The sequence below is a fragment of the Geosporobacter ferrireducens genome (assembly GCF_001750685.1).
In the GTDB taxonomy this organism is placed as follows: Bacteria; Bacillota; Clostridia; order Peptostreptococcales; family Thermotaleaceae; genus Geosporobacter; species Geosporobacter ferrireducens.
This window is the reverse complement of the sequence record NZ_CP017269.1, coordinates 3,880,564-3,906,247: the sequence shown is the minus strand read 5'-3', so window position 1 is coordinate 3,906,247 and position 25,684 is coordinate 3,880,564. Positions and strand designations below refer to the sequence as shown.

Here is a 25,684-nt window from a genome sequence, read left to right as displayed (position 1 = left end):
TAAGGGAGCAGCCTGCAATGCCAGCAAGGCTGCTCCCTTATCATTCTTTTGTACATACAATTATATCTACTGCTATTTTACGAATCAATAAATGCTGTACTTACAGCAGCTTAGCAATGAAATCCTTTGCTGGCGAAGCAATCACGACTGAGCTAACAATTCCGCCGGTTTCCTTTAAGTTATTTTCACAGGCTTTCACTGCTGATTGTACTGCTGAGACTTCTCCTGTAATAATGGTAAAGCCTTTACCGCCTAACCCTCGTGCAATTCTTATTTCTAAAAGCTCTACGTTTGAAGTTTTTACAGCGATATCTCCTACTAAAATGGAGGTAACTGCTGAAATCGTTTCGATTATTCCCAATGAGGCAATCTTCTCGGGATTTGAAGTAGCTGTAATGGCAGGAAATACTTTCTCGCTTACATTAGGAATAAAGTATTCATCCACAGTAAATATATCTCCAACACTTTTCCCAACTTCAACTGCATTTTTTACTGCGCCAACATTTCCAGTAACGATAGAAATATACTTTCCCGGGCATATGGGTGTAGCTAAGATCAGTTCCACGTCAGCAGCCTTCAGCATTTCATCTGTTGCTTCCATACCTTTTGCTATACTTTTAAATTCTAATAGTCCTATTGCTTTCTTCAATATAATCACCACTTTCTCTTCGGCGCTAGCTATATCCTTATATTAGAAAAGAAGTACTATAAATGTACTGATAAATATGGCCATGGCAGGCGGATCTATATGGGTATCTCCATAAGTATTAAATAGATTTCCTGTCACTTCACACAGAATTGCAGATACCACTGCAAACAATGCCCCCAGCCATATACTTCCTGTCTGCATTGCTGCAACCCCAGCAACCAATGTAATATGATGGGTCGTTGGGAAATCTTTTAACCCAATCAATACGAGTATAAGAGATGCCGCACTAAATCCAAATCCAAGTACAGGATTTTGTATATCTAATACTACTTTTGAAAATACCAAACCTAATCCAAATGCCATCACAATGTTAAATGCAAGATTTTTTGTGTCTAAATAAACTTTTTTACTTGCTTCTCCAGTAGCAGCAATCTCATCAGCAGCATTGCCAGCTGGGCTTAATTTTCCAAATACGCCTGTAGCACCGAATGCCAATCTTGCGATCAATCCTGAAGAAAATACGGACAACGCTACAGTATCTGTCGGTATTGCCAGGATTGTGCCATACACATAATTTAATAAAAGACCAATTACTCCAAATACACCGCCAACCAATAATACACTCATGTCTTTCGTGCTGTTTAAAGGTGTTACAATATCATTTCCGGCACCAATATTTCTTTTCTTCAATCCTGCAAAGGCTGCTGCAGCAACACCACCACCAAATGCGATATGGGGTCCAAACATAGGACCAAATGCTACTAATCCTGTAATATCTACTGTTCCACCGCTGGCCGCTACCGCCACCCCTGCTAATACTAAGAAACCTGTGAAAATAAAGGATTGTAATGCTCCTATGGTAGCACCAAATACCCCTCCACCAAATGCAGCTAATATTAACTCTAAACTCATATTTATCCCTCCTTTTTTATTTAAACCTGGCGAATTACGATTTTATCCGTATCCAGGCTTTCAACAACACCATTGATGCTTGCATGAATCTTTGCACCAAGCTTTCCATCTACTACATCAGCGATTAGTTGACCTTTTGTTACTGAATCTCCTTTGTTTACAACAGGTGTCGATGGTGCTCCGATATGCTGTCTTAAAAGAATATTGACGAATACTGGTTCTATTTTTACAGCTTCATCCAGCGGTGCCTCTACATCATAATGCTGCAGACCCAGTCTAGATACGAGCTTCTTTACCGGAAACTTTTTATATTCTCTGAAGGGATGCGTTTTTTCCGGTCTTTTATGATTTGGATTTTTGACTCCTGCTTTGCCAAGTTCACCCTTTAAAAAGCTGTTGAGCTTCCAAGGTTGTAAATCCATTACACAAGCATACTCGCAGAGGCCACATTCACAGCACAGGAAAGCTTCTGATGCTTTGGTTTCAGTGCTACAGGTACTGTTATAGCTTGCCAGCCGCATAAGTCTGTCAGGATTTAGCGTATGTCCTAGTAAATTTCTAGGACATACTTCTGTACATAAGGAACAATGCATACATGCGGTTCTGGCATTTCTGAGCATACTTTGGACATCTCTGGACTTAGCCTTTAATAGCGGGTGTTCTTCTGGAAGTACGATCAAACCCTTAGTGGTTTTCGTAATGGGCCCATGGATATCTTTAATTACTTTTCCCATCATAGGTCCACCGTCAATGACTTTAAAGGTATCTACAGTTGCTCCTCCAGCTAAAGCAATCGCTTCTTTGATACTAATACCAATAGGAATCTTAATCGTCTTAGGGCTTTTTACAGCCCCAGTGACAGTCAAATACTTCTCTACTACTGGCTTTTCTGACAATGCATGATATAGGTTTAACAGGGTTTCAACATTGATTACGATTACACCCACATCCAGTGGAATACCACCTTCTGGTACAATCCGTTTAAAGACTTCATAAACCGTAACCTGTTCATCCCCTGCTGGATAGAAGTTATCTAAGGTAAACACCTCTAACTTCTCATATGCATTTACAGAAGCTTCCAGCTGTTTTACAGCATCCTTGTATTTTCCTTTAAGTGCGATGATTCCTTTTTGGGCAGATGTGCTCTGGACAAGCAGATTCAGTGCTTTTAATATCTCATCGGTCTTCGCTGCCAATAATTGCTGATCCACTCTTAGCAAAGGTTCACATTCTGCTCCGTTGACAAGAATGTACTCAACCTTCGCATTAATTTTCACATGAGTTGGAAAACCTGCTCCTCCAGCACCTACAATCCCTGCTTCTCTAGCTATGCTTACAAGATCTTTGTCCATATTTTCACCTCAAATCTATCTGATAGAGAATCCATCCACAAGCACACATCTTCTTGATCGGGTAAATGATTTTGCTGTAGTCAACCCTTCTCCTGTAGGGCCAGCGATTGTAAAGGTAGAATAGCCTTCACCGCCAACGCCAATTCCTGCATAGGAAGGACCATTTTTTACGAATATGGTTGTTTGTATTTCCTTAGCCATTTTGCTTAAATTGTCAATGTTCTTAGAGTGTATAATTGCCGTATGTCTATACCCATGTTCTACTTCAACTGCCAATTCGATGGCCTCGTTGACATCTTTCACGCGTACAATCGGCAATATAGGCATCATAAGCTCTTCTTGAACGAAATCATGGTTTTTGTCTGTTTCTACTATAATAGCACGGATCGATGGATCACAATCCACGCCAATTTTTCTCAAGATGTAGTCTGCATCTTTCCCTACTAAATCTCTATTGAGATGTCCTTTATCATTAAAAACTAATTTTTCCAGCTTCTTGATTAGATTCTCGTCGCTTAAAAGATATGCATTATGTTTTTGCATATTAAAGATTAGATAATCTGCTACTGAATCTACTACGATGACTTCTTTTTCTGCAACACAAGGTAGATTATTATCGAAGCTACAGCCATCAATAATATCCTTCGCTGCTTTTTCAATATCTGCGGTCTCATCTACAACAGCTGGAGGATTTCCTGCACCTGCGCCTATGGCTTTTTTACCACTAGAAAGCACTGTTCTTACAACATCAGGTCCCCCAGTAGCTACAAGCATCTTTATCTTTTTATGCTGCATCATAATGTTTGCGCTTTCAATCGTCGGCTCTTTAATCGCTGTAATCAGATTTGCAGGACCACCGGCTTCAATAATTGCTTGGTTTAATATTTCAATCGCTTTACGTGAAGTATTTTTCGCCCGCGGATGTGGCGCGAATACGACTGCATTTCCTGCTGCGATCATTCCAATAGCATTGCAGATTACAGTTTCTGTAGGATTTGTTGTAGGGGTTATCGCTCCAATTACGCCATAGGGAGACAATTCAAACACAGTTAAACCATGATCACCGGAAACTGCATCGGGTTTTAAATCCTCAATGCCAGGTGTTTTTTCGATTGCAACGGTGTTTTTCATTACTTTGTGTTCATATCTTCCCATACCTGTTTCTTCTACAGCCATTTTTGAAAACAACTCTATGTTTTTTCGAGCCGCAGCGCGCATGGCTGCAATAAATTTCCCCCTGCATTCCAAGCTGTATTTTACAAGCTCTTTTTGCGCAATCCAAGCTGCTTCTATGGCTTCTTCCATATGATCAAATATCCCATATGCCGAATCTGTCGCTTCGTTTTTAAGTGTTATTTCAGTTAATATTTTTTTAACAATCATTTCTATTTGATTTGCTTCAATCAACTTTAATCTCTCCTTTCCAGTTCAAATACCTTGAGGACATGGGATGCAATGATCATATCCTCCTCAACAGTTCCTCCACTGACACCGATTCCACCTAAGATATGTTGATTTTCTTTTAGTGGATATCCTCCTCCAAAGGTAACAATTTTATTAGAATTGGTCCATTGGAGTCCATAAAGTACAGCACCAGGCTGAACCAGAGGACTTACTTCATGGGTAGGTATTCTGATGGCTGCAGCAGTATAGGCCTTATTGATAGATATATCAATACTAACTAACAGGGAGTCATCCATTCTATGGAGTAACACTAAATTTCCACTGGCATCCACAACTGAGAATACGATCGGGACACCAATTTCTGCAGCTTTTTTTTCTGCCGCACCTGCCATTTTTTTCGCAAGCTCTAAATTTAAGCATGTTTTATGCTGACCTTGATTCAATTTCTCCAACACCCTGTTCTTCACCTCTTGAACAAAGGCACACCGCGCTTCCTCTCGTGCAAGCATAAACAGTGTGTCTGATAATCGATTCATATATTTTAAAACCTCTTCCCGTACCGGCTCGGTTCTATTTAGACTTACTGTCTGCCTTTCTGCTCTTCTGACAATCGTTCTAGCTACGTGCAGCAGAGAAGAACCAGTAGTCTCTCCCGGTATTAAAAACTCATTAAGGGGTCCATTTATTTCTATATATTTATCAATGATAGACTCTAGCTGCTGTATATCTTCCTTACTTACCTTTTCACGGAGACTGTTACGCCCTTTAGGGTCCGAAGCCAGCTCAGCACCTAAAATGAATAGCTTTTTTTGAATCCCTCGTAGAATTTCTTTTATCTCTTGATGGCAGGTTATGGAATAGGCTACACCGATCATTGAATTGGCCTCATCAATGGTACCATAACAGGACACTTTAATATCATCCTTTAAAATCCGGCTTCCACCTAATAGTCCTGTCTCACCAGAATCACCGGCTTTGGTATAAATACCACTCATCGTATCACTTCCTCTACCCGTTAACTTCCATACTATCTACGATCCCTATGATCGCTGCATCTACTGGTGAATTTTCTTTACCTGAAACGATTCTTGCTGAGCTTCCTTTAGAGACAATTACAATTTCCCCTACCCCAGCACCTACTGAATCAATTGCAACTTCTGTATTCCCTATTTCTTCATATTTTCCATTGATCGGTTGAACAATCAAAATTTTTGAACCTACCAGTGCCTCATCTTTTCTAGTAGCGATGACATTCCCAACTATTTTGGCCAAGTACATATAAACACCTCTTTTAGTTAATTATTGGAGGATACAATCCTTATGCCTAAATCCTTTGCTGCATCCTTTGCAAAAGCTGTCACAATCGCGTCACTTGATACCAACAGGGTTTTACTGCTACCGCAAGCTTGAATGACATCTGCTCGAGAAATAACTTTTTTATGGGATACATCATAAGCAATGTCTTCAAATATAGAATTTTCATCTTTTTTATGGGTAACAGGTTCGTCAGCAATCACTTCATACAGCCTAGAAGCATCAACCAATTGGATACCATAAGACTTCAATGTTTCCAAATGACCTGTCATCTTTTCTACATAAACAGCATTGGCTTTTTTTCTACCATTGTTTTGTCTAGAGAGATGTACGGGGTCACAACCATTCTTTGCTGCAATGATCGGAATTCCACGTAGGAGTCCTTGAGACAAAATACTTGTAACCGTCGTGTCTGCAATCCCTAAAGAAGTCTTGACGGCAGTATTTAGAGTAAGGGTAGGTAATACCACCATATCTGCATGACCATAATATTGCTCTAAATCACTGATTTCGTTTTCAAAGTGAATCTCATCTACCGCTAAAGCTTTTCTCACAGACTCTACTTTTAGCGCTCTTTGTGCTCCTTGAGAAAATAGTACCTTAATCTGCCATCCATCATTCCTTAGCTTTGTTACTTCATGAAGTCCTTCCTCGAAGCCTTCCGTCGCACCAGTAAAAATGACTAAGGCAGTTTTGGGAAGGTTTTGTAGGCGTCTTAAAACTTCTTCAACGATCATGCTGATAAAAAAATTTACATCCAAATTCAATCACCTCACCGTGTGCTGTGCATCGCAATCCCCAGCGGTGTAACCAAAAGCGGTTTGTAAGGTTTTAATGTCTCAATACCGATTTCCTTTGCAAACACACTCTCAAACTCATCAAAACAGCAGGCACCGCCTACCACATAAATCTTATCCACTGGATAGCCAGCTATATGTTTTTTTACAATAGCGGCCATTTTTTCTACTACCGGCTTTATAATTGTAAAGACATTGCGTTGATCTTCTGTTCTTTTCTTCATTCTTTCAGCTTCTTCAAAGGATGTCTTATAAAAACCTGCCAGCACTAAACTCATATGGGTTCCACCGGTAGCTTCATCTGCAGTGTAAATAACCTCGCCACCCTTTAAGATACTTACCCCTGTGGTTCCTCCTCCCACATCAACAACAGCACCATCTTCAATGCCTAGAAAGGTTGCCGCTGCTGTAGGCTCATCTACCACATGGGTTACATTCATATCCGCAGACTCAACCACATTGATGATTCCTTTTACGTTTCCGCCTAATGTGCCTGGAGGAATAGCTGTAGCTGCCTCTGTAAGCGTCATCCCAAGGATTTTTTCTACCTCAGTCTTTAATTCCCTTACAATTCTAACTGCACCCACATAATCTACTACCAATCCGTCTTTTACTACAGAAGCACCATAGGTAGCTCCTGCAATGGGATTTCCTTCCTGATCTACAACGGATAGCACAATATTTGCGGTGCCAAGATCTACCCCAACCTTCAGGGGACCTGTATAGGAATTATAACTTTTTTCTTCAATCAGTCTATTAAATTCTGTAATTTTAGCATTTGCTGCGGTCAGATCCATATCCCTTACTCCTTGGATTTAATGATTTTTACTGTGTCTCCAGTCTTCAAGCCGCTGGCATTTGCTTCATCTGTGTCAACATGCATTTCTAAAACAAATTGGTCAGATACTCTAACCAATACATTGCTAAAGATGGTTTTTCTTATGCCTTCACAAACCACGTCTACAAAATCTTTATCTTTTATGCCGTGTTCTTCAGCAAAAGATGGGGGCATGTGTATATGTCTTAAGGCTGCAATAGCGCCATAGTCTTTTTTAACACGACCTTTGGGCCCTTCAATAATAATGCCGGCAGATCCATCCAATTTTCCTGATTCGCGGATTTCTGGAGTTACACCTAGTTTGAAGCCATCTGTTAATGCAAGTTCAAGTTGTGTTTGATTTCTAACAGGACCTAGGATTCTGACCTTATCAAACTCTCCTTTTGGACCTATGATTTTAACCGTTTCTTTTGCGGAATATTGTCCTGGCTGCTTCAAATCATTTAATTTTGTCAGTTCATATCCCTTGCCAAACAATACATCTAAATCTTCTCTGCTGATATGAATGTGTCGATTGGACACACCCACAGGTATTTCATCGTTACACGATTCCAATCTTTTGTAGATTTCCTCTACAATCTTCTTGATTAGAGCCGGATCTATATTATTCATTGTAAAGCTCCCTTCCAAGTGATCTTCATCAACGTGTTGCATCTATTGAGCTCCCCTGACTCGATCTCGGGTAAAATTATTTCTTCGTGCTGCTATAATGGAGACAAATACTTCTTATATCTCCTTTTCTTCGAATACATTCTGGATCATGACATAGGTTGCAAGTTGCCTTCCTAGAAGGCTTTTCCGGTGCACTATTTAGTTGCTCCTTTTTTTTTTCCTCTTCGTCCCCAACCTCATTTTCTTCTTCTATTATAGGAGCTTCTTCGACTATTTCTTGTACCGGTTCATTTGTAGCAATGCTTTCTTCCTCCACTACGTCTACTGCTTCACTTAGCTTTTTTTTTTCCGTTTCATCAGCAGTTTCCTCGTTTGCTGCAGTTTCAACAGTGGATTCTTCTTTCTCCATTCCAACGGTTTCACTACTATATATTAATTTCTCAAGCTCTTCATGAGGCCTTGGAATAATCTGCTTACTATACACTGTACTGACTTTGCTTGCAGCGGCAACCCCTGCTTCTACTGCAGCCTTTACTGCGCCTACATCACCAGCAAGCTTTATGGTAACCATTCCATCGCCTTTTGTAAGTTCATATCCCAATAAAACTACATTTGCCGATTTTACAGCGGTATCTGCAGCTTCAACAGCAGCCGCAAGTCCAACAGTTTCTATAAGTCCTAAAGCAAGTCTTGACAAGTGCTACACCTCCTCTGAAAATCATTTTTTATATTGCCTTAAAGGGAATTCCTTTCACCAATCTTGCAGCATTGGCGCCTATCTTTCTTAATGTTTCTGCTGAATCCTTCAATTTGATCCTAAAGAGTGGATGATCCTTCTGAAGTTTATTGTAGTGTAAGATAAGAAGGCCATCCTTGCCGATTCCGATCCCTACACCCAAATTGGAGGACTCTGCCCCCAGGCAGGCTAGTTCCAGCGCTGTTTCCTCCTGTTTTCCCTCAATAACATAAGGGATTCCCTCTTCTTCAATGCCCCATATTACATGATTAAAGCTCTCTGCTATAATAGAACCTTTATGATAAAAGACATTTATATGTGGCTTAGTGATTTTCGCATTAATTGCCATGGTAGATCCCTTCTTCCATCGCCAGTATTAATCCTGATGCCACCGCATTTCTAGGACCTTCTGTACCTCGTATATTCGCTCTTCCGGCTACAACCCCAAATTGTGAAAGGGCATCTGTAACCAACTGTGGTACTTCAAAATCCAGTGCTGAACCACCTACCAGTACTACAAATTCGATATCCCTGATATTCCCCGTAGGACATACTCGTCTTAGGGCTCTTAATGCATTTGTAACAAATACCTTTTCTTTGGCTGATCTTCGTACAACCTTGATTTTTTCAAGGAAGTTGTGACCTGGGATCGGTATCATTGCACCTTCTTTTAAAATTACAATCTTAGCGAATACATGGGGATCTAATGGTTCTTGAAAGAATTGAACAGTTCCATCTTCATGACGTATATGGAATAGACTTTCGACTTTTGCCAGAGGATATTTCTTAATATCCTCTGCAAGATCCAAATCCTCTAATCCAAGCTCTGAATTAATCAGCATGGTCACCATATTTCCCGCACCAGCTAGATGGATTGAACAGATTTCGTTGTTTTTATTAATGATTGACGCATCGGTAGAACCTGCACCCATATCTAAGATTGCCAATGGCGTACTGCTTCCCGGTGTAGTCAATGCACCACGAATAGCCATATCCGCTTCTACACCGCCAACTTCTACTTTGATTGATAGTTCTTTTTCCAATTCATCCGCAATCATTTGCATTTGTAGTCGATCTGCTTTTACCATCGCTGCGATTCCAACAGCATTTTCAAGAGAAAACTCCTGTGCAAGTCCTCCCTTTACCATCTGGGGTACAAAGGTATCTACTGCCAATAGGTCTTGAATTTTTATGGTATGTGGATGCTGTCCAGTCAGATTTGCCATTACCTGCCGAACCTTTTCTAACATCCCACCTGCATTGGTGCCCGGTTCCCCTCTCACATCATCTATAGGGGCTACCGCCTGAAGCATCTCCATCATTCTGACGGCCCCTTCATCTACATCTACATGATTGCTCCGTTTTTCACCAATAAAATGGATTTTTCCTGCAGGAATTCTTCTTTCTTGAACATCCCCTTTTGGGGTTTTAATGACTACAGCAGATCGATTTCCAATTAATGCTCTTGCGATTGGGACAATCTGCTTAGTTTCTTCAGCGCTTAAAGCAAAAACAGTAGCAATTCCGTAGGGATTGGATAAAACTTCTACAACACCGCCAGGAGATGCTACTTCTATTGCCGCTTTCATCCCTAAAGGTATCTTTTCGAGAAGTGCGACTTCATCTACGATGGGAATAGGATTTTGCAGCCTATTATTAATCAGTACCCCATCATCTCGTTGTGCGATTGCACCGGTAATCTTTGTCCCGGCACCCATCAGTTGATTAATGGCAGCTGCTGCACTTGCAAAATCTACTTCCTTTGGAATTAATATGATTACGGGTTCTTCCTTGTTTATATGCTCTACATTCTGGATATTTACGGTTACGCCTATACCTAACCCTAGACCCCCTGGGGTTGAGGGATTGTGACCTATCATGGTAGACTCTGTGATAATCGTTTCCGTTATCGTCTCCATAGCCACATCCCCAATCACAGGAGCAGCCTCATTGATTCGAATGAGATCTATGTCTTTTAAAGACAGATTCGCTTTATCTAGCGCTTGTTTCAGGGAGGCAAAGACACCGTGAATATTTTTTCTTGTACCTTTTATTCCAGTTGTCTCGACAATACCACTGGATAAGAATATCACTTCTTTTTTATCAGTAGTTCTTGCCAATGCAACCTCAGTGGTTGCATTTCCAATGTCTACGCCTGCAACAATTTTCATTTTATTACCTCCTGGGTGTTAACCAGTGCCGAATTAGTCTTGTCTTAATCTGTTTCTTTTCTCATATACTTCAGCTGCTTCTCTTACGAATGCCGCATTTACAGCAGCGCCATACTTATTGCCTAATTCATCAGCGATCTCTAATAACTCTTGCTTTGTAGAACGATAAGGTCTTAAGGCATTGTATATTTGAAGAATTCTCTCATCCGGAACTGCAATCAATTCAGCAGCTCTTCTTAGGTTTTTTGCAAATGCATCTCTTCCAACAGACTCAGCAACTTGTGCTTGCAGTTCTAAGGTTTCTGGAGAGATTCTAACGTCAGCGGAATTTACGCTTCCATCAATAACTTTATCTAAGGTAATCTCTTTAAGGCTTTTACCTGTAGGTGATTTTAACAGCTCAGGTCGCTTTTCTCCTAGTGGATAATCTGCTTTTGAAACAGTACCTGCACAACTGCTTTTCACTTCATTGCTTTTACCAGCAGCACCTAAAGAAGCCATTACTTCTTTTACCATTTGTTCAATTAATTGCTGTTGATTCATTGATTTCACCTCCACTATTTGAACTGAACATCTAATTCAACTGGCTTAGCACCTTGTTGAACATGTTCTGTTTCTTTTATGTGTAATAGAGCCGCCTTTGCTTGGAATCTCGGACGTGCCATTTGATCATTTTTTACCGGCACTGGCTTTGGACTCTCGCCTTTAGCATATTTTGCTGCGTTCTTACCAATGGCTCTAAAGGTATCTTCGTCAATCAATGGAGCTTGTGAGAATAACTCCAAATTTCCTAATGGGAATAAGTCCTTCTGATGAATAACAGTTGTTCCCTTAGACTGTACGCCGATTCCAATACCGGAACCGCTTAATTTTGCAGCATCATGGGAAACAAATGCTACGTCAGAAGTTCTTGTGATTCTTACGACTCTTGCTTTTAATCCCTCTTCTTCAATACCCGCGATAATTTCTCTAAGCACTTTATAATGGGGGATATCGATGATTGTTCTATTTTGATGTATTCCAAAAGCTGGAGCAAGACCAATCACTACCTCATCACTCTTTGTACCTTTTAATGCTTCTCCTTTTGCTGTAAGTGTCAAACCTTCGACATTTTCAGGAACGCTTACACTTGCTGGAGCAGCTGTATCTAAATTGAAATCTTTAAGGACCTCTTCAATCACGCTACGAATTAATTGTTCATTTAAATTCATTACCTTGCACCCCTTCCTTTATCAAACTTAAAAGTCTTCCGGATTTACGGCATTTGGAATATTACTCATTTCTTCCCATCTTGCCTCGCTGATTACATAACCTGTCTGTGGTCCGAGGTAAGCGTTCGGATCGTTTACAGCACTAATTACGTTAAAGTCCTTATCTAAGATTGCAGAAGTATGCAGGTAATCCCCAGCTACTCTTTGCTTTAATAGTGAAAGTACGCTGCTTGCTACGTCTTCGTAGCCTCTCTTGTAAAGAGCCTTTACGATATCTATACCGGTTACGCCTTTTGTCATCATTTCTTCTGCAGCTTTAAGATCCTCTACTACATTTCTATCCGGCATGTCTTTGCTACCATGGGCATAAGTAGCAGCTTCAACTTCTTCATCTGTAACGGTAGGAAGTCCTAATTCTTCAAATAAAGCTTGAATTACTTTTGCAGCTTTATTTCTTGCTTTTACCACTACATCTTCTGTTACCGGTCTTAGACCTGCATCGATCTTTAAGTCTCTTTGAATTACATTCCAATCATCATAATCATCTGCATCCCAGTTTGATCCAGCAAACATGTTGTCATAGTTTGGCGTTGCGCTATATCCTGAACAGATAAAGTCAGTTCCAGGTATCATTTGCATTAGGGATCTTGCTACTCTTCTTAGGTCTGAATGTGTAAAGGTTTGGTCATTGCTGGATGCACACTCTAGGTCAAGCATCATTGCAATTAGGTTTTCTGCCAAGATTGCTCTAATACCGCCTGGAACACCTGCTGGAACGCCAACGCAGCTTACAGATCCATTTTGTGTTCCTTGTGATCCTGCTCCCTTTGTTACATAAAGACAACGAGCTTCTAAGTAAAGCATGGATTTTCCTTCTGCATAACCCATTTGTACTTCTGAACCTGTTCCTGAAGTAAATCTCATTTTTAATCCTCTAGATGCATAGGCAGAAGCTAGGAAGGATTTTGACCAAGGTGTATCGTCTCCATCTATGAATACTTGTTCTGTACCATATACGGAAACTGTTTCAGCGTAAGCGGTAAGGCCTCTCATACCAAGAATTAATTCTGTAGCTTCTTCAACCGCACATTGTGTTAAGATTCCAGGTCTTCCAACCTGTGCACCTACCATAAGCGCCAATGCGTTAAATGGTGCAATTCTTGCTACCCCTACTGTTGTTTCTTGTTCATCAAATCCTCTTACAGCAGCTTCTGCAGCGTCAGCAGCGATTTGTATAGGATTATCTTTTACGTTTGTAACGTGGCACTGATTAGATGGAATTCTTCTTGTTCTCATCTTCGTTGCTGCCATCATCATTTCCAATACGTTTAAGTGTCCTACTACCTCTACGATTTTTGCAGGCGTCATAGCCGTAGTATATTTAACAATTTCGCCTCTAGGAATATTGATATCTACAAGCTTTCTAGCAAACTCTAGAGAATTAATATTCATTGCTTCTTCTGCTAGTGATAGGTTGATGGCATGATCTGCAATAAAGCTATCTAGCATATCGAAGTTTTCTCTTTTTTTACCGTCTAGTTCAACAACTTTTCCATTTACAATTTTAATGCTTGGCTTTGGGTCCTGAGGACTGTTCATGGCAATAAGACCCACTTCAGACCATTCTTTAACGAAACCGTCTTTATTTACAGGACGCTCTGCTAATACTTGAAAGCGTTTTGATTTCATCCTTTTTCCCTCCCTTATTTACTGCCGTATTTTATATATATGGAACCGTTGCTGGCTTAGGTTCGTCACCAAGTGTGCCAAGAAGCTTCACGCCCACTTCTCTTGCAGCGATGATCGCTTGTCTAACTGCACCTGAGTCCCCGCTGATGAATAGAATAACCTCGTTGGAGAAGCTTGTTCCGCCCGCTGGAGATGAATAACCAATCACATCTACATTCGCTGCTTTTACAGCTGTATCAGCAATCATTACACCAATCGCTGCCGGAGCACCTACGATGATACCAAAAGCTTTTCCGATTGGCGCATTAAATGCTTTATTGCAGGCATAACTAGCTCTCGCTGTGTATTGGAACTCTAAGTGGCCTGCATCGTTTGCATATACATCACCAAATGTTCTGTCTAACTCTTTTAATGCAACTTCAACAGCTCTTCTTGCATCGGATACATCTTCTGCACCAAATAGGATTAAAGATCCGTGTCCTGCTCCGCCTTTTGTATCTCTTGGAAGCTCTATTTTGATGATCTCAGTATTTGTTGCCTTTACGGCTTCATCTGCAGCAAAGATATGAGGACCTGCTCCTGTACGGGCACCAAGGATTCCTATAGAACGATATTTTTTATCCAATCCCATTGCTTCATGAACTTGGCTGTCTACATTGGCAATTACCAATCCGATTGTATCTCCAATCGCCGTACCAACAAATTCAGTTAATGCGCAAGTTTTCATTTCACTCTTCACCTCTTTTTTCTCTTCTACTTTAGGGCTGTCCACCTTCTTCATTACTTCTTCCATGATCTTTTCAATTAACTGCTCTTTCACCAGCTTACACCTCCTTTATAAATCGACGATTATGCTTTTGGTAATATTTTTTCTACATCTGTGTGAGGTCTTGGGATTACATGTACAGAAACAACTTGACCAACTTTTTCAGCAGCTGCTGCTCCTGCATCTGTAGCTGCCTTTACTGCACCTACATCCCCTCTTACCATGATTGTAATAAGGCCGGAACCAATTTTTTCATATCCTACTAAAACTACGTTTGCAGCTTTAACCATAGCGTCTGCTGCTTCAATGGCTCCTACGAGTCCTTTTGTTTCAATCATTCCTAATGCTTCTTTCATCATTTTGAAATCCTCCTTTAACTTTTATTTATTAAAAGCATTTTGCTTTTTAATAACAAGTGCAGTGGTTGAATCAAAGAATTTTCCCAGCAAGCGTTTTCCGTTTGCGGTAAAAAAATGCAATAAGCTATTCTTATTGATTCAACTTTCTGTAGTTTTAATATATCATTATTTGTCCCTTTTACGTTGACACTATCTTGTGAAGCTACTATAAATACATGACATCCTTTTTTGAATGTTCATGCAAGATTATACTAGGTTTCATATCATATTTTTCAAAATTCTTAGGTTGATGTCACTTTTTTGATTAAAGATGATATTTTTTATATTTTCAAACTATTTTGATAGTTTTTGGCATGGATAATTTTTTCTAGCTAAAAATAAAAATCCAGCTTTTTCTTAGCTGGATTTTTATTGAGCAATTTTTTACTATTTTCCATATGCCTCTTGAAGAATCTTTACTAAATCACCTTTCGAAATCTTCCTAGGATTATTGGCTGTACACAGATCAGTTGATGCATTGTTTGCCATTTCTAATAGACTACTTTCAAATGCTTCTCTTAAAATATCTGCTTCACCAATAGTGACTGGAATACTCATTTCTCTATTTAGAATCTTGATACCTTCTATAAGACTTATGACGCCTTCTTCCGTACTTGAAGCAGGCAATCCTAGTTTTCTAGAGATAGCCGCATATTTTTTTGCCGTTTGATTCTCTATGTCTCCAGCACCTAGTCCTGCATTAAAACGAATCACATGGGGCAAAAAGATTGCATTACTCCTACCATGGGATAAGTGAAATTTTGCACCAAAGGTATGGGCCAAACTATGGTTAATACCTAAGGATGCATTGGTAAAAGCAATACCAGCCATACAGGAAGCCGTGTGCATCTTCTGCCTTGCTTCCATATCATTTCCATCTTTATAAGCTCTTAGCAGATAGTGAAAAACATGATGAATCGCTTTCTCTGCATAAATATCTGTAAAATCATTAGCTAACGATGAAACATAAGCCTCCATTGCGTGGGTGAGTACATCCATCCCTGTATCCGCCGTTACATGGGGCGGCACGGTTTTTGTCAAAGCACAGTCTAGTAATGCTACATCCGGCATCATTAGATCTTCACTCAATGGTATCTTAAGATTGTTTTCCCGGTCGGTAATTACCGCATAGGAAGTAACCTCAGAGCCGGTTCCGCTGGTAGTCGGTATGGCTATATACCATGGCTTTTTGATATTTTCAATATCAATAAACTTCTCCTTGGTGTGAATGCATAACATCATAATCGCCTTACCTGCGTCAATGGCTGAACCCCCACCGATAGAAATCATAAGATCCGGCTTCATTTCTAAAATACGCATAAGGCCTTTTTTGACAGTCTGCAAAGAGGGATCCGGCTCAACCTCCGAAAAAACCTCATAGGATACATGATTTGCATCTAAACGTGCTGTCACTTGGTCTACTAATCCAAGCTTCACCATGAAAGCATCGGTAACAATAAAAGCTCTTTTACCATTTACATGCCGCAGATAGTTTATAGCGTTTTCGCCAAAATAAATCTCTGGTTTAACCATAAATTTTTTCATATATATCCTCCCAATATTTGTAACAGTTGCCTTATCTGCCAATTCATAAATGTACTGGCTGTTCTTTTTACCAGATAAATTTCTATCTGTCTACTATATAAGTCACACTAAGTGCATTACATCCGCTTCGCCAAGGGGACAGTTCCATCGTCTTCCCTCCGGACCTTCTCTATGCTTCGGTGACGCTCGAACTGTCCCCCCAACTCCGCTACTTTGTGACTGACTGTAATATACTTAGTGTTATTTATATAGATGTGTATTCGCCATCCTTTTCTATCGGCCTTGATAAGAATTTGTTTACTGATGATAAAATATTGCACTACATCATTTACTTATTTCATTTTTTTATCTTTTCTACCATTCATTATTTTAAAATTTTTAGATAGATTCCTACATAATAGTAGAACAATGCGACGTAAGGATTTTTCACTCCATTTAGGATGACAATTCATCCTACGGACGACCACAGGTCGCCCCTACTATTTATCCTTGACGGTCCAGCACCGTAGGGGCGACCTGTGGTCGTCCGTGACCCTGCCGGGTCGCATCATTCTTATAAATATGTCATGCATTTTTCATACAATTATCTTAATTTTTTCTAGCTTATTCCTTTCGCTTATAGATCAAGGAAATTGGCCCATCTTCAAAACCTAAGCTTCTATAGAATCCCTCATTCCTCGTACTTCCTCTTAACATGTAAGTAACCTGATTGCTGCTATCTAATATCTTATTGATTAAACCCTTCCCGATACCTTTTCTCCTATACTGCGTATCGACCACTACATTATTAATTTGTCCGTTAAATACATAATCTGTTGTACACCTGGCAAATCCAACCATTACTTCCTCATCCCATGCGGTAACTATGATTTGAGAATTTTCTACCATAGTTTTTAATCGATTCATATCATTCGTTTTATCATTCCATCCTGCCTGATTAAATAAAGTGATTAATCTATCATAATCAACCTTCTTATCTGTATTATACTGAATCATAATAAAGCCTACACCCTTTCATGTCGCTTTCTGCAAATAGCTTCATAAAACGTTTCCAATTAAGTTAAGCAATTCGTGCCATTTGCACTAAAATATTATGAAAGTCAACGAAGGACGAGCTTGCATTATCTAATTTTTAGGGATTATTTCCTGAAGTCTTGTACTCGAACTATTAATATTTTGCATTAATTCATAAATATTTTCTATACTTGCGTTCTGTTCATTAGTAATTGCAAGTATCTCTTCCGTAGCCGCAGAATGTTCCTCCGAAACGCTTGCTATACTTTCTGCCTGGGTACGTATTTGTGTAAAAATAGAACTTACATTTTCAATCATACTAAAGTTATTGGAAATACATTCATCAATGCTGCTGAAAGATAATTTAATTCTTCTAAAACCTTCATTTACCTGCTCTGTAATCACTTCTCCTTCTTTAGTTGCAATACTCCCTTTTTGTACTTTTTCCAAAACAAGTTTAGTTTTATCTTTAATATCACCAATGATCTTATCAATTTCTTTAACCGTATTTGAGCTTTGCTCTGCAAGTTTTCTTACCTCCTCTGCAACAACGGCAAATCCCTTTCCGGACTCCCCTGCCCTTGCTGCTTCGATTGCCGCATTTAAAGCCAGTAAATTAGTCTGTTCCGCTATTTGATTTATTCCTGATAGGAAGTGATTTATATCATCCATACTTTTGTCTAATTCTTGTACGGTTGTAAGCGAGTCGGTGACAGCGGTATTGATAATATCAATCTGTTTTTCCATGTGATTTACTCTCTCAGTACCATCAATAACAATTTGATTTGTATTTAATGAGGTAGCTGCAAGATGTTTTGAGAAATTATTGATTTCTGAAAGCTTATTATCTACATCACTCATCATTTCGCTTATCTGGCTAATGCTCTCCGCTTGACTTACAACTCCCATCGTTACTTCTTGTACGCTAGTTGTCATAGCATTGCTGATATCTTTTAAATTTCCTATATTTTTATTGCAGTTAGCTATATCATCATTTAGAGAGATAGTGTTTTCACCAACTACTTTTACTGCATTGTCAAGAGAATGTAAAAGATCTGTTGCCTGAATTTCCTTCTGTACAGCTGTCTTAATTAACTCATTCCCCCATTTGCATATAAAAAACAACATCAATATAATGAATTCAAGCTTTATTAAAATCGAAATTTCAATTTCGTCCAGCAAAAGTTGGGCAGATATAAAAATAACATTATATATAGCCCCATTAATTAGTAAAACAACTTTATTCAAGTACAATGCCGAAGCAGATACAGCAACCGCTATCGTCATAGATGACTCATAAAGGTTAAAACCAGACGGATCGAAGACATTATTGCTGGTAAGAAAAACTAAATTTAGCAGTAGCATACTGCGCGTAACCTTCGTAGAAACTTTTTTATATATTAGTACTAGTGTTATTATAACGCCAGCACAATATAATACTTTAAAAACAGAAAACCGGTCAGACTCATCCGTTACTCGAAGTAACAGAAGTACTGCTGCACCCAAAAACTCAATAGCAGCAATGATTTTGTTAACCTTTTGTGTATAATCTTGAATACTATTATTCATGTTAGTCCCCCTATGCTTCTCGATGTATTTTTCTACATATAATTTCATTTTTTCTATATGATGATATAGACTGCAGATCTCCCAGCCGCTTGGCAGCGCTTCCCGCAAGATGACGCCACTATAGGGCATGACATCGTGAAGGCGAAAACGCCTCCGATCTTCTCCACCAAAACTAGCTGTAATCCACAATGTAACCTCCTCCTATAGACTTAATCACTTTCATATTTTCTGCATGAAATACTTTTACACGCTTTAATCCACAGGAAATAGTCTGAAAATTAAGATTGATCCCTATCTTTCATTAATTTTCTACAAATTCTCATATCTCTATTCTCTATTAATTAAGATTTTTTGGAATAGAAAAAATCACCGAAATGTTTACTTTTCTATGCATTTATAATATACTACTTTTAGTAATAGTTAAAATACTATATATATTATAATATGTATAGTATTTTAACTATGAACAGACGTCGATATGAAGAACATCTGATGGAATTTACTACATAATTACAGCAGATTGCAATATTTAAGCAGCTATAAAAAACATAGCCTTCACCTCTACGAATGACTTAGATCCATCTTCTCAGTCTACCAATTATCTTACCGTACTCTACTGATCTGCTGGTATTCATACTGCTCAAAAAATTATTTTGCTTACTCTATGATCGTGTAACAGAACTGAGGGATGCTTTTAAGCAAGCATGCTGTACTAATACAAAGGTAAGGTGAGTATAATGAACGATCGTCAGCTCAAATATATCTTAACGATTGCTGAAGAAGGCAACATAACTACTGCCGCACATAAACTTTTTATTAGTCAGCCATCTCTCAGTTCTTTGCTTGCTAATGTAGAGAAGGAGCTCGGAATAGAACTATTTGATCGATGCATCACAGGCATGTCTCTTACCTATGCTGGTGAATGCTATGTTGATGCTGCTAAAAAGATATTAAACATAAAAAGAGAGCTTGAACACCAAATTGATGATATTCAAAATTGTCAAAAGGGCAATCTATTGATTGGATGTGGTCGTCAGCTTTCTTCTTTTTTGTTTCCCATGATCATTCCGGTTTTTAAGAGTGAATATCCTGGCTTTACTGTAAAGCTATTCGAGGAAAAGCTGTCTGTTTTGCATGATATGTTATGTTATGGTAATTTGGATATCGCTTTTACCTATTTAAAAATCAATAATAAAAAGTTAGAACTTCTCCCTCTTTTAGATGAAGAGATCGTTCTGATGACACCGACTTCTTTTGAACCTCCTATTGTAATAAAAAAAAATGAACACAGATTTCCCATTGTTGATTTTTCTGTTACAGAAGAACACCCTTTTGTTTTATTTAAAACTGGTAATCATCTTCGAAGTATTGCAGATAAAATTTTTTCTGATTTTGGCATTCAGCCTAACATCGTTTTAGAAACAGATAACTGGCAGACCTGTATTGGTATGGTAAAAAAAGGAGAAGCCTTTACCATTCTCCCATTCTCTGCCTTGGCAACAAAAGATCTTATCAACAATCTAAACTGTTATAGCATAGAAGGAGACTATTCTCGACATATATATGTTTGTTATAACAAAAGCACACATGTCACAAAAATTATTGGGAAATTTATCAGCTTAACACATAAAACTATAAATGATATTGAAAAATAACTCTTCGACTCCCCCGCTTTTAGTATTGAGTCCATACTAAAGAGAAATTTCTTTTATTTACTCGTAGAATAAACTAAAATACCTTTCCTAGAGCCCTTTCTGAAACATGAAGTTGCGTAATTGTACTTCAATCATTCGGATATCCTCACGTCAAATACTGCACAATACTGTATACGATGGGCTGAAAAGGACCCGTCCTAATGAACGAGTCCCCACTTCGGCATAAATGATGCTTAGAATCCGTCTATATAGCTGCAGGCAGCCAAGGCTGCAACCGCACCGTCAGCAACTGCAGTAGTGAGTTGGCGTACATTCTTTGACCGACAATCTCCTGCTACAAAAAAGCCGGGAGTTCTGGTGAGACAATCCTCACCGGAAGCGAAGTAGCCATAGTCATTCAATTCCGCCAGTTCAGCAAAAACTTCATTTTCTGGCTTCAGACCAACAGCCAGGAATACTCCATCACAACTAATTTCGCTTTTTACCCCATAAGCAGATTCTACCAGTTGTAAGCCACATAACTTATTCCCCTCAGTAATGTAGCGCTCAACGACAGTGCCAAATTTGACGCTTACATTGGGTTTGCCCATTACTGCCTCCCGTAATTTCATTTCGCCAGTGAACTCCGGTAAGTTCTGGATAACAAAGACTTTGCTGCAGATTTCCGAAAGCAGTACAGCTTCCTGAAGGGCACTATTCCCACCGCCGATGATCGCTACGGACTTGTCCTTATAATATGCCCCGTCACATACTGCACAAAAATATACACCATTGCCGATGAGTTGCTCCTCACCCGGCAAGCATAATCTCCTGTGCTTCACCCCCGTAGCAACGATTACAGCCCTACCTTTATGGTAGCCACCATCCTCGGTGACAACCACTTTATATGCACCCTCATTACGGATATCAATAACAGTCTCTATCTCCACATCAACACCTGCAGCTAGTATCTGCTCTGCCATCTGGTTGCCAAAGTCACTACCGCTCATCTGCACTGTGCCTGGCCAATTCTCCACTCTGGGCGAAGAAGTAATTTGCCCGCCAAAGGCGCCTTTTTCTATAATACAAACGCTCTTATTGGCTCTGGAACCGTAAAGCGCAGCGGTCATTCCAGCTGGTCCACCACCTACAATCAGAATATCGTATATCTTCTCGTCAAACATTGCACTTAGTCCTCCAACATCTTCGAAATAATAAAAATAGAATTTAATTTATTACTTGAAATCTAGGAATAGGGTAAGTAATGAAAATTATACTTCACATTGCTCACCCTCGTTCCACAAAATTTCCTATTGACTATTTTGCTTCTTGTAAACGCTGTTTCCAATTATCGGGCAACACAATCTTTTTGGTTGTCGGTGGCCCAAGGTAACCACTTTGTACAAAGCCTTTGCTCTGATTTCTACTAGGATCGCCGCTTACGATGATCTGGATGGACTGAGGATCCGGGAGAACCTTGATCTCTCTTTGCGGATCATCACATTCACAATAGTCCGGTGATATTTGTCCCTTTTTCACTCTATCACACAGATCCATGTATATGCCATTGAAATCCATGAAATGCTTTTCCGTCTCAAAGGCGGTTGTTCGCACATTTTTGAAGAAATATTCCCTTATAGCCTCTTTTGTCCAGCCATCCTTTGCCAATATCTCTGCAACAGCTGGACCGAGCATCAACAGTGGCTCATATCTCAGGGTAGACACAGCCCATACTGCACCAAATCTCCAGAGTCTTCGTCCAATCATCTCGACGAGTGTCTCTAGATGCTCTATTGCTGTACTTCCCGAACTATAGATAGGAAAACTAATCGCAACAGAGCTCATAACAGTAACTGTATTTTCGCCTGCATCAAATCCGCGATCAACGCTATAGGGCTGCCAGCCTATGTTTTTAACGAAATCTTCATTCTCCGCTATTGCTACGTTCATACTTTGACCAATACTTCCCTTATCTCCCATCCCTGGCGGAATTCGGAATCCGCAAACATTCCTCAGAAATAGTTTAAGGAAACGGCCAATGGATGTATTCGCCTGGCGTCCGAACCGCAATGCGCCTTGCCCATAATTAAAATCTAAATCTTTAATAATCGGACCATTAATAATGATTAACGGTTCCCATCCCGGTGTGGTACCTACGTCCTGAACCCGAAATCCGGCATTTTTGGGATTACCAGGCTCTCCAGTATCCGATATGGCTTCCACAACGGCAAGCAGTACCGGCATATACTCCGGCCTACACCCGGCCATCACGCCGTTAACTGCAATATTCCAGATTGTGGCCTCACGATTCTCATGAGGTAGTATAGCTATTACCTCATCCGGCAATCGATCGGTAAAACTTAAAAATTTCTCAACTTCCTCTATGGTTGGTGGAACAATGGGTAGTCCATCTGTCCAAAGTTTTTTGTAGAAATAATCGTTAACTTGTCTCAAATCTCCTTTATATACAATATCTCGAGGCTTTGGCTCAGCAATTACTTCTTCTTTCCCTTCTGCACCTTCCGGCATAGTCGTCAGACTATTGATGACGTTTTCAACAAGGGCGGTATCCACCTTTTCAATAAGCTGTTCCATGGAATCCGTCATCATTGTGCCAGGGTATTCGGCAATCCTTAAATCTTTTAGGCCCTGACTTTTTGCAACAAGGCTAGCTTGCGCCAAGAATCCGGTGATAATAAGTGAAACAGTAGGAATTCCGCATTTTTCTATAGCGGCCGATACCCGCACAACTGCGGGTGCACAAGCCCCTCAGGCCCCCATCCCTGCTATGACTGCATCGCAGTTATGGCTCAACATCAAGTCACGCAGACCCGGTAGCTTCTCCAGTTCAGCACCGTATTTTCTAGGATCGCGGAAGTTCCCAAATGTATCGTACTCTACAAATTTAATATTCTTGTAGCGCTTCCGCAGGGATTCCCTAAGCACCGGAAAAATGTCATCTCCCCTGTAGGAATCGTGTGACAGCTCACAGATTGTTTTGCCTTCCAAGTCTTCAAGGCGAGGTGCAAGAAGTCCTTTCTTAACCCCTGACTTGCCGGAAGGCCAAACTACTTCATATTGATTTTTTTGATCAGCCATTATAAATTCTCCTTTCAGTTCTACTTTTGGTGCTAGCTTGGAAATATATATTCCATACTTTCTGTTGCACTAGAATTATTTTGCTAACTTTGAGGACATGCTGCAATCATACTAATTCAACATCACTTTGTATATCATACCTTCCCTAAGGCCCTTGCCACGATTGGGAAAATGATACTCAAATAAAGAAGCATCATTGCCCCTCCAATTCGGGTAGATATAGTTGCAAAGGAAAAGAGGTTAAGGCGGTCAGATATAATTAGCATTTGTAAATCTCCGGAGAGACCTATGTTACATGAGCAGCTTGCAGCTGTTAGTGCGCCTTCATATCGATAGAGACCGAAAATCTTGCTAGCAAGCATTGCCCCAAGAATAGCACCAATAAAGGTTATAACTATGATAGCCACAGTAGCAGTATTCAGTACAGATCCCATGGAAACACCACCCATAGAACTTAAGCCAAGAGCTGACACAACAATTATAACCAAATTTTTGATAGCAAACTGGCCCCAGTAATTCGCCGCACGGCAAATCGTATCGGGAATTACATTAAGCACTTTTAGGATGATACAGAGAATAACCGCCCATCCTACGTATACGATTACCGGTATAAACCTAGAGACAATCACACCTAATGTCATAATCACTGCACCGGTAAACAATCCGGCTCCCAGCTGGGCATAGTCAAGAGAGGACTCTTCGTAGGGCTGCCAGGTTCTGCGTGCCTCCTTAAGGGCCTCACTTTCCTTTGACAAAAGCTCTCCCTGTCCATTGCCCATAAACTTAGGAAATTTAATCGCCAAAACTTTCATTATTACTACAAAAAGCAAGGATATATTTTCACCCAATACAGCGACAGCCAGCATTTGACCACCTAGCGCACTGGCATTTGTACCTAAAATAGACGAGTAAAGAGCTGGCAATGTAGCAATAGCACCACCAGTTCCGCCAGTCATACAGGGGGCAGCAATTAAGAACACCGCGTCATAAATGCTAGTTCCCGTGAGCTTTGCAGCAAGAAAGGCAGCGCCGAGTGCGAAAAGCTGAGAAAGAATAAGTACGGGTATATAGCGCGCAACGCTGGCAAGCATAAGTCTGCGGTCCATTGCCAGAATTGAACCCACTATAATCCCTGTAACAAAAAACATCTGAAAGCCGCTACCCATTAGAGTCTGTGTATTTACAATGTAAGTTTCTGGAATGAAGCCAATTTTGTTAAGTAAAATTGCACCAATCAGTGGCATAATCAAAAATCCACCGATTTCACGAAGGAGTGGCGTAACCGCACCGATCCATGAAAATACTCCCCCAATAGCCATCAGAAAGGCAAAAGTTCCAACTAACCCCTCCGGCAACAACCCAAATTTCGTTGCTATGCCAACAAGAATTGCCATGGGAAAAAAATACTTGATGTGAATACCAAATACCTTGTCAACTTTACCAAAAGCATACCATTTTGTCCGTGCCTGCAGCTGTGCAGCTACTTTCCCTCCTGCTGCTTGTACCATAATTCTACCCCCTAATTAACGCTTTATACAAAATGCTTCAAATGAAGTATATTTTGTACAAGTAAAGTATATCGGGATCATTATATATAGTAAAATACCAATAACATTATATTAATTATATGTTAAATTCTATTGCTAGCAAAAAACTCTTGAATATTTCACTTTTTTCTCTCTGAAGTAGGCCTAATATACCAGTCAAATCATCCACAACTGCGACTTCTTCATTACCGCGATTTCTACTTCAAAAATAATCAAGAATTTTTGAAGTAGAAAAGTGAATGCATAAAGATAAAAAGAGCTCAGTATCAGCTTTTATCCTGATTGTTGAGCTCTTTTGTATGCAAAACTTCCGATTCTTCCCTCACCAGACCATTCTTCTGGTATTATTTTATAAATTGATAAATAGATGAGATCGAAGCCTTAACTATTTATCAATTTAAAGGTAAACGATTTCATGAAACATACA

General features: G+C 39.8%; 24 protein-coding genes and 1 pseudogene. 1 reads left to right on the top strand and 24 read right to left on the bottom strand.

The features are described 5' to 3' along the window. Nucleotides 1–100: 100 nt before the first annotated feature. The 20 genes from Gferi_RS18365 to Gferi_RS18270 form a co-directional block, all read right to left on the bottom strand. Nucleotides 101–649 carry a BMC domain-containing protein gene (locus tag Gferi_RS18365; RefSeq protein ID WP_069979061.1) on the bottom strand — a complete coding sequence of 183 codons (549 nt, stop codon included), beginning with the start codon at nt 647–649 and terminating at the stop codon, nt 101–103. A 42-nt stretch (nt 650–691) separates the two neighbouring features. After that, entirely contained in the window at nt 692–1,561 is an 870-nt protein-coding gene (locus tag Gferi_RS18360) for a hypothetical protein (RefSeq protein WP_069979059.1), read from the bottom strand. A 20-nt stretch (nt 1,562–1,581) separates the two neighbouring features. Continuing rightward, nucleotides 1,582–2,913, bottom strand: a complete 1,332-nt coding sequence (locus tag Gferi_RS18355; protein ID WP_069979057.1) for a 4Fe-4S dicluster domain-containing protein — start codon at nt 2,911–2,913, stop codon at nt 1,582–1,584. Nucleotides 2,914–2,928: 15 nt separating this feature from the next. Continuing rightward, nucleotides 2,929–4,320, bottom strand: coding sequence for an aldehyde dehydrogenase family protein (locus Gferi_RS18350; protein ID WP_273227440.1), 1,392 nt, complete (start codon nt 4,318–4,320; stop codon nt 2,929–2,931). Between the two features lie 2 nt (nt 4,321–4,322). Further along, the gene (locus Gferi_RS18345; protein ID WP_069979055.1) at nt 4,323–5,312 is read right to left on the bottom strand and encodes a cob(I)yrinic acid a,c-diamide adenosyltransferase; all 990 of its coding nucleotides are present in this window, start codon (nt 5,310–5,312) and stop codon (nt 4,323–4,325) included. Nucleotides 5,313–5,325: 13 nt separating this feature from the next. After that, nucleotides 5,326–5,595 (bottom strand): EutN/CcmL family microcompartment protein, encoded by a 270-nt coding sequence (locus tag Gferi_RS18340; RefSeq protein ID WP_069979053.1) that lies wholly within the window; start codon nt 5,593–5,595, stop codon nt 5,326–5,328. Between the two features lie 17 nt (nt 5,596–5,612). After that, nucleotides 5,613–6,392 carry a flavoprotein gene (locus Gferi_RS18335; protein ID WP_069979051.1) on the bottom strand — a complete coding sequence of 260 codons (780 nt, stop codon included), beginning with the start codon at nt 6,390–6,392 and terminating at the stop codon, nt 5,613–5,615. 11 nt (nt 6,393–6,403) lie between these two features. After that, the gene (gene eutJ, locus Gferi_RS18330) at nt 6,404–7,225 is read right to left on the bottom strand and encodes an ethanolamine utilization protein EutJ (RefSeq protein WP_069979049.1); all 822 of its coding nucleotides are present in this window, start codon (nt 7,223–7,225) and stop codon (nt 6,404–6,406) included. Between the two features lie 5 nt (nt 7,226–7,230). After that, nucleotides 7,231–7,920: a phosphate propanoyltransferase gene (pduL, locus tag Gferi_RS18325; protein WP_330389384.1), complete on the bottom strand. Its 690-nt coding sequence runs from the start codon at nt 7,918–7,920 to the stop codon at nt 7,231–7,233. A 34-nt stretch (nt 7,921–7,954) separates the two neighbouring features. Beyond that, on the bottom strand, nt 7,955–8,575 hold the full coding sequence (locus tag Gferi_RS29510) for a BMC domain-containing protein (protein ID WP_069979046.1): 621 nt from the start codon (nt 8,573–8,575) through the stop codon (nt 7,955–7,957). Between the two features lie 28 nt (nt 8,576–8,603). Further along, a complete protein-coding gene (locus tag Gferi_RS18315; protein WP_069979044.1) occupies nt 8,604–8,963 on the bottom strand; it encodes a glycerol dehydratase reactivase beta/small subunit family protein in 360 nt (119 codons plus the stop codon). After that, entirely contained in the window at nt 8,953–10,785 is a 1,833-nt protein-coding gene (locus Gferi_RS18310; protein WP_069979042.1) for a diol dehydratase reactivase subunit alpha, read from the bottom strand. The genes Gferi_RS18315 and Gferi_RS18310 overlap by 11 nt, the downstream gene beginning before the upstream one ends. Nucleotides 10,786–10,818: 33 nt before the next feature. After that, a complete protein-coding gene (locus Gferi_RS18305; protein WP_069979040.1) occupies nt 10,819–11,328 on the bottom strand; it encodes a diol dehydratase small subunit in 510 nt (169 codons plus the stop codon). 14 nt (nt 11,329–11,342) lie between these two features. Then, complete coding sequence (locus Gferi_RS18300) at nt 11,343–11,996, bottom strand: propanediol/glycerol family dehydratase medium subunit (RefSeq protein WP_069979038.1); 654 nt, start codon at nt 11,994–11,996, stop codon at nt 11,343–11,345. Between the two features lie 27 nt (nt 11,997–12,023). Next, the gene (locus Gferi_RS18295; RefSeq protein WP_069979036.1) at nt 12,024–13,685 is read right to left on the bottom strand and encodes a propanediol/glycerol family dehydratase large subunit; all 1,662 of its coding nucleotides are present in this window, start codon (nt 13,683–13,685) and stop codon (nt 12,024–12,026) included. 31 nt (nt 13,686–13,716) lie between these two features. Next, a complete protein-coding gene (pduB, locus tag Gferi_RS18290) occupies nt 13,717–14,505 on the bottom strand; it encodes a propanediol utilization microcompartment protein PduB (RefSeq protein ID WP_069979034.1) in 789 nt (262 codons plus the stop codon). A gap of 29 nt (nt 14,506–14,534) precedes the next feature. Then, nucleotides 14,535–14,810 carry a propanediol utilization microcompartment protein PduA gene (pduA, locus tag Gferi_RS18285; RefSeq protein WP_069979032.1) on the bottom strand — a complete coding sequence of 92 codons (276 nt, stop codon included), beginning with the start codon at nt 14,808–14,810 and terminating at the stop codon, nt 14,535–14,537. A 426-nt stretch (nt 14,811–15,236) separates the two neighbouring features. Then, complete coding sequence (locus tag Gferi_RS18280; protein WP_069979029.1) at nt 15,237–16,394, bottom strand: 1-propanol dehydrogenase PduQ; 1,158 nt, start codon at nt 16,392–16,394, stop codon at nt 15,237–15,239. Between the two features lie 603 nt (nt 16,395–16,997). After that, nucleotides 16,998–17,390 (bottom strand): GNAT family N-acetyltransferase, encoded by a 393-nt coding sequence (locus Gferi_RS18275; protein ID WP_069979027.1) that lies wholly within the window; start codon nt 17,388–17,390, stop codon nt 16,998–17,000. 129 nt (nt 17,391–17,519) lie between these two features. Continuing rightward, a complete protein-coding gene (locus Gferi_RS18270) occupies nt 17,520–19,166 on the bottom strand; it encodes a methyl-accepting chemotaxis protein (RefSeq protein ID WP_083273630.1) in 1,647 nt (548 codons plus the stop codon). Nucleotides 19,167–19,714: 548 nt separating this feature from the next. Here Gferi_RS18270 and Gferi_RS18265 point away from each other — a divergent pair. Beyond that, entirely contained in the window at nt 19,715–20,632 is a 918-nt protein-coding gene (locus Gferi_RS18265; protein WP_069979025.1) for a LysR family transcriptional regulator, read from the top strand. A gap of 233 nt (nt 20,633–20,865) precedes the next feature. On the opposite strand, the gene Gferi_RS18260 is transcribed toward Gferi_RS18265, so the two are convergent. The 4 genes and pseudogenes from Gferi_RS18260 to Gferi_RS18245 form a co-directional block, all read right to left on the bottom strand. After that, nucleotides 20,866–21,795: an NAD(P)/FAD-dependent oxidoreductase gene (locus Gferi_RS18260; RefSeq protein ID WP_236932624.1), complete on the bottom strand. Its 930-nt coding sequence runs from the start codon at nt 21,793–21,795 to the stop codon at nt 20,866–20,868. Between the two features lie 133 nt (nt 21,796–21,928). After that, nucleotides 21,929–23,368, bottom strand: a pseudogene (locus Gferi_RS18255) (UGSC family (seleno)protein); the annotation flags it as partial. 12 nt (nt 23,369–23,380) lie between these two features. Continuing rightward, nucleotides 23,381–23,710, bottom strand: a complete 330-nt coding sequence (locus Gferi_RS18250) for a hypothetical protein (protein WP_069979021.1) — start codon at nt 23,708–23,710, stop codon at nt 23,381–23,383. A 134-nt stretch (nt 23,711–23,844) separates the two neighbouring features. Then, on the bottom strand, nt 23,845–25,218 hold the full coding sequence (locus Gferi_RS18245; protein WP_069979019.1) for a 2-hydroxycarboxylate transporter family protein: 1,374 nt from the start codon (nt 25,216–25,218) through the stop codon (nt 23,845–23,847). Nucleotides 25,219–25,684: the final 466 nt, after the last annotated feature.

Bases quoted from the DNA above. Each gene is read 5' to 3' on its own strand.
- Gferi_RS18300 (WP_069979038.1), bottom strand. From the start codon at position 11,996: ATGAATTTAAATGAACAATTAATTCGTAGCGTGATTGAAGAGGTCCTT.
- Gferi_RS18355 (WP_069979057.1), bottom strand. From the start codon at position 2,913: ATGGACAAAGATCTTGTAAGCATAGCTAGAGAAGCAGGGATTGTAGGT.
- Gferi_RS18305 (WP_069979040.1), bottom strand. From the start codon at position 11,328: ATGAATCAACAGCAATTAATTGAACAAATGGTAAAAGAAGTAATGGCT.
- Gferi_RS18265 (WP_069979025.1), top strand. From the start codon at position 19,715: ATGAACGATCGTCAGCTCAAATATATCTTAACGATTGCTGAAGAAGGC.
- Gferi_RS18245 (WP_069979019.1), bottom strand. From the start codon at position 25,218: ATGGTACAAGCAGCAGGAGGGAAAGTAGCTGCACAGCTGCAGGCACGG.
- Gferi_RS18260 (WP_236932624.1), bottom strand. From the start codon at position 21,795: ATGTTTGACGAGAAGATATACGATATTCTGATTGTAGGTGGTGGACCA.
- Gferi_RS18280 (WP_069979029.1), bottom strand. From the start codon at position 16,394: ATGAAAAAATTTATGGTTAAACCAGAGATTTATTTTGGCGAAAACGCT.
- Gferi_RS18345 (WP_069979055.1), bottom strand. From the start codon at position 5,312: ATGAGTGGTATTTATACCAAAGCCGGTGATTCTGGTGAGACAGGACTA.
- Gferi_RS18315 (WP_069979044.1), bottom strand. From the start codon at position 8,963: ATGGCAATTAATGCGAAAATCACTAAGCCACATATAAATGTCTTTTAT.
- Gferi_RS18360 (WP_069979059.1), bottom strand. From the start codon at position 1,561: ATGAGTTTAGAGTTAATATTAGCTGCATTTGGTGGAGGGGTATTTGGT.
- Gferi_RS18250 (WP_069979021.1), bottom strand. From the start codon at position 23,710: ATGGCTGATCAAAAAAATCAATATGAAGTAGTTTGGCCTTCCGGCAAG.
- Gferi_RS18295 (WP_069979036.1), bottom strand. From the start codon at position 13,685: ATGAAATCAAAACGCTTTCAAGTATTAGCAGAGCGTCCTGTAAATAAA.
- pduL (WP_330389384.1), bottom strand. From the start codon at position 7,920: ATGCAACACGTTGATGAAGATCACTTGGAAGGGAGCTTTACAATGAAT.
- Gferi_RS18310 (WP_069979042.1), bottom strand. From the start codon at position 10,785: ATGAAAATTGTTGCAGGCGTAGACATTGGAAATGCAACCACTGAGGTT.
- Gferi_RS18275 (WP_069979027.1), bottom strand. From the start codon at position 17,390: ATGATTCAGTATAATACAGATAAGAAGGTTGATTATGATAGATTAATC.
- pduA (WP_069979032.1), bottom strand. From the start codon at position 14,810: ATGATGAAAGAAGCATTAGGAATGATTGAAACAAAAGGACTCGTAGGA.
- Gferi_RS18340 (WP_069979053.1), bottom strand. From the start codon at position 5,595: ATGTACTTGGCCAAAATAGTTGGGAATGTCATCGCTACTAGAAAAGAT.
- eutJ (WP_069979049.1), bottom strand. From the start codon at position 7,225: ATGGATCTGACCGCAGCAAATGCTAAAATTACAGAATTTAATAGACTG.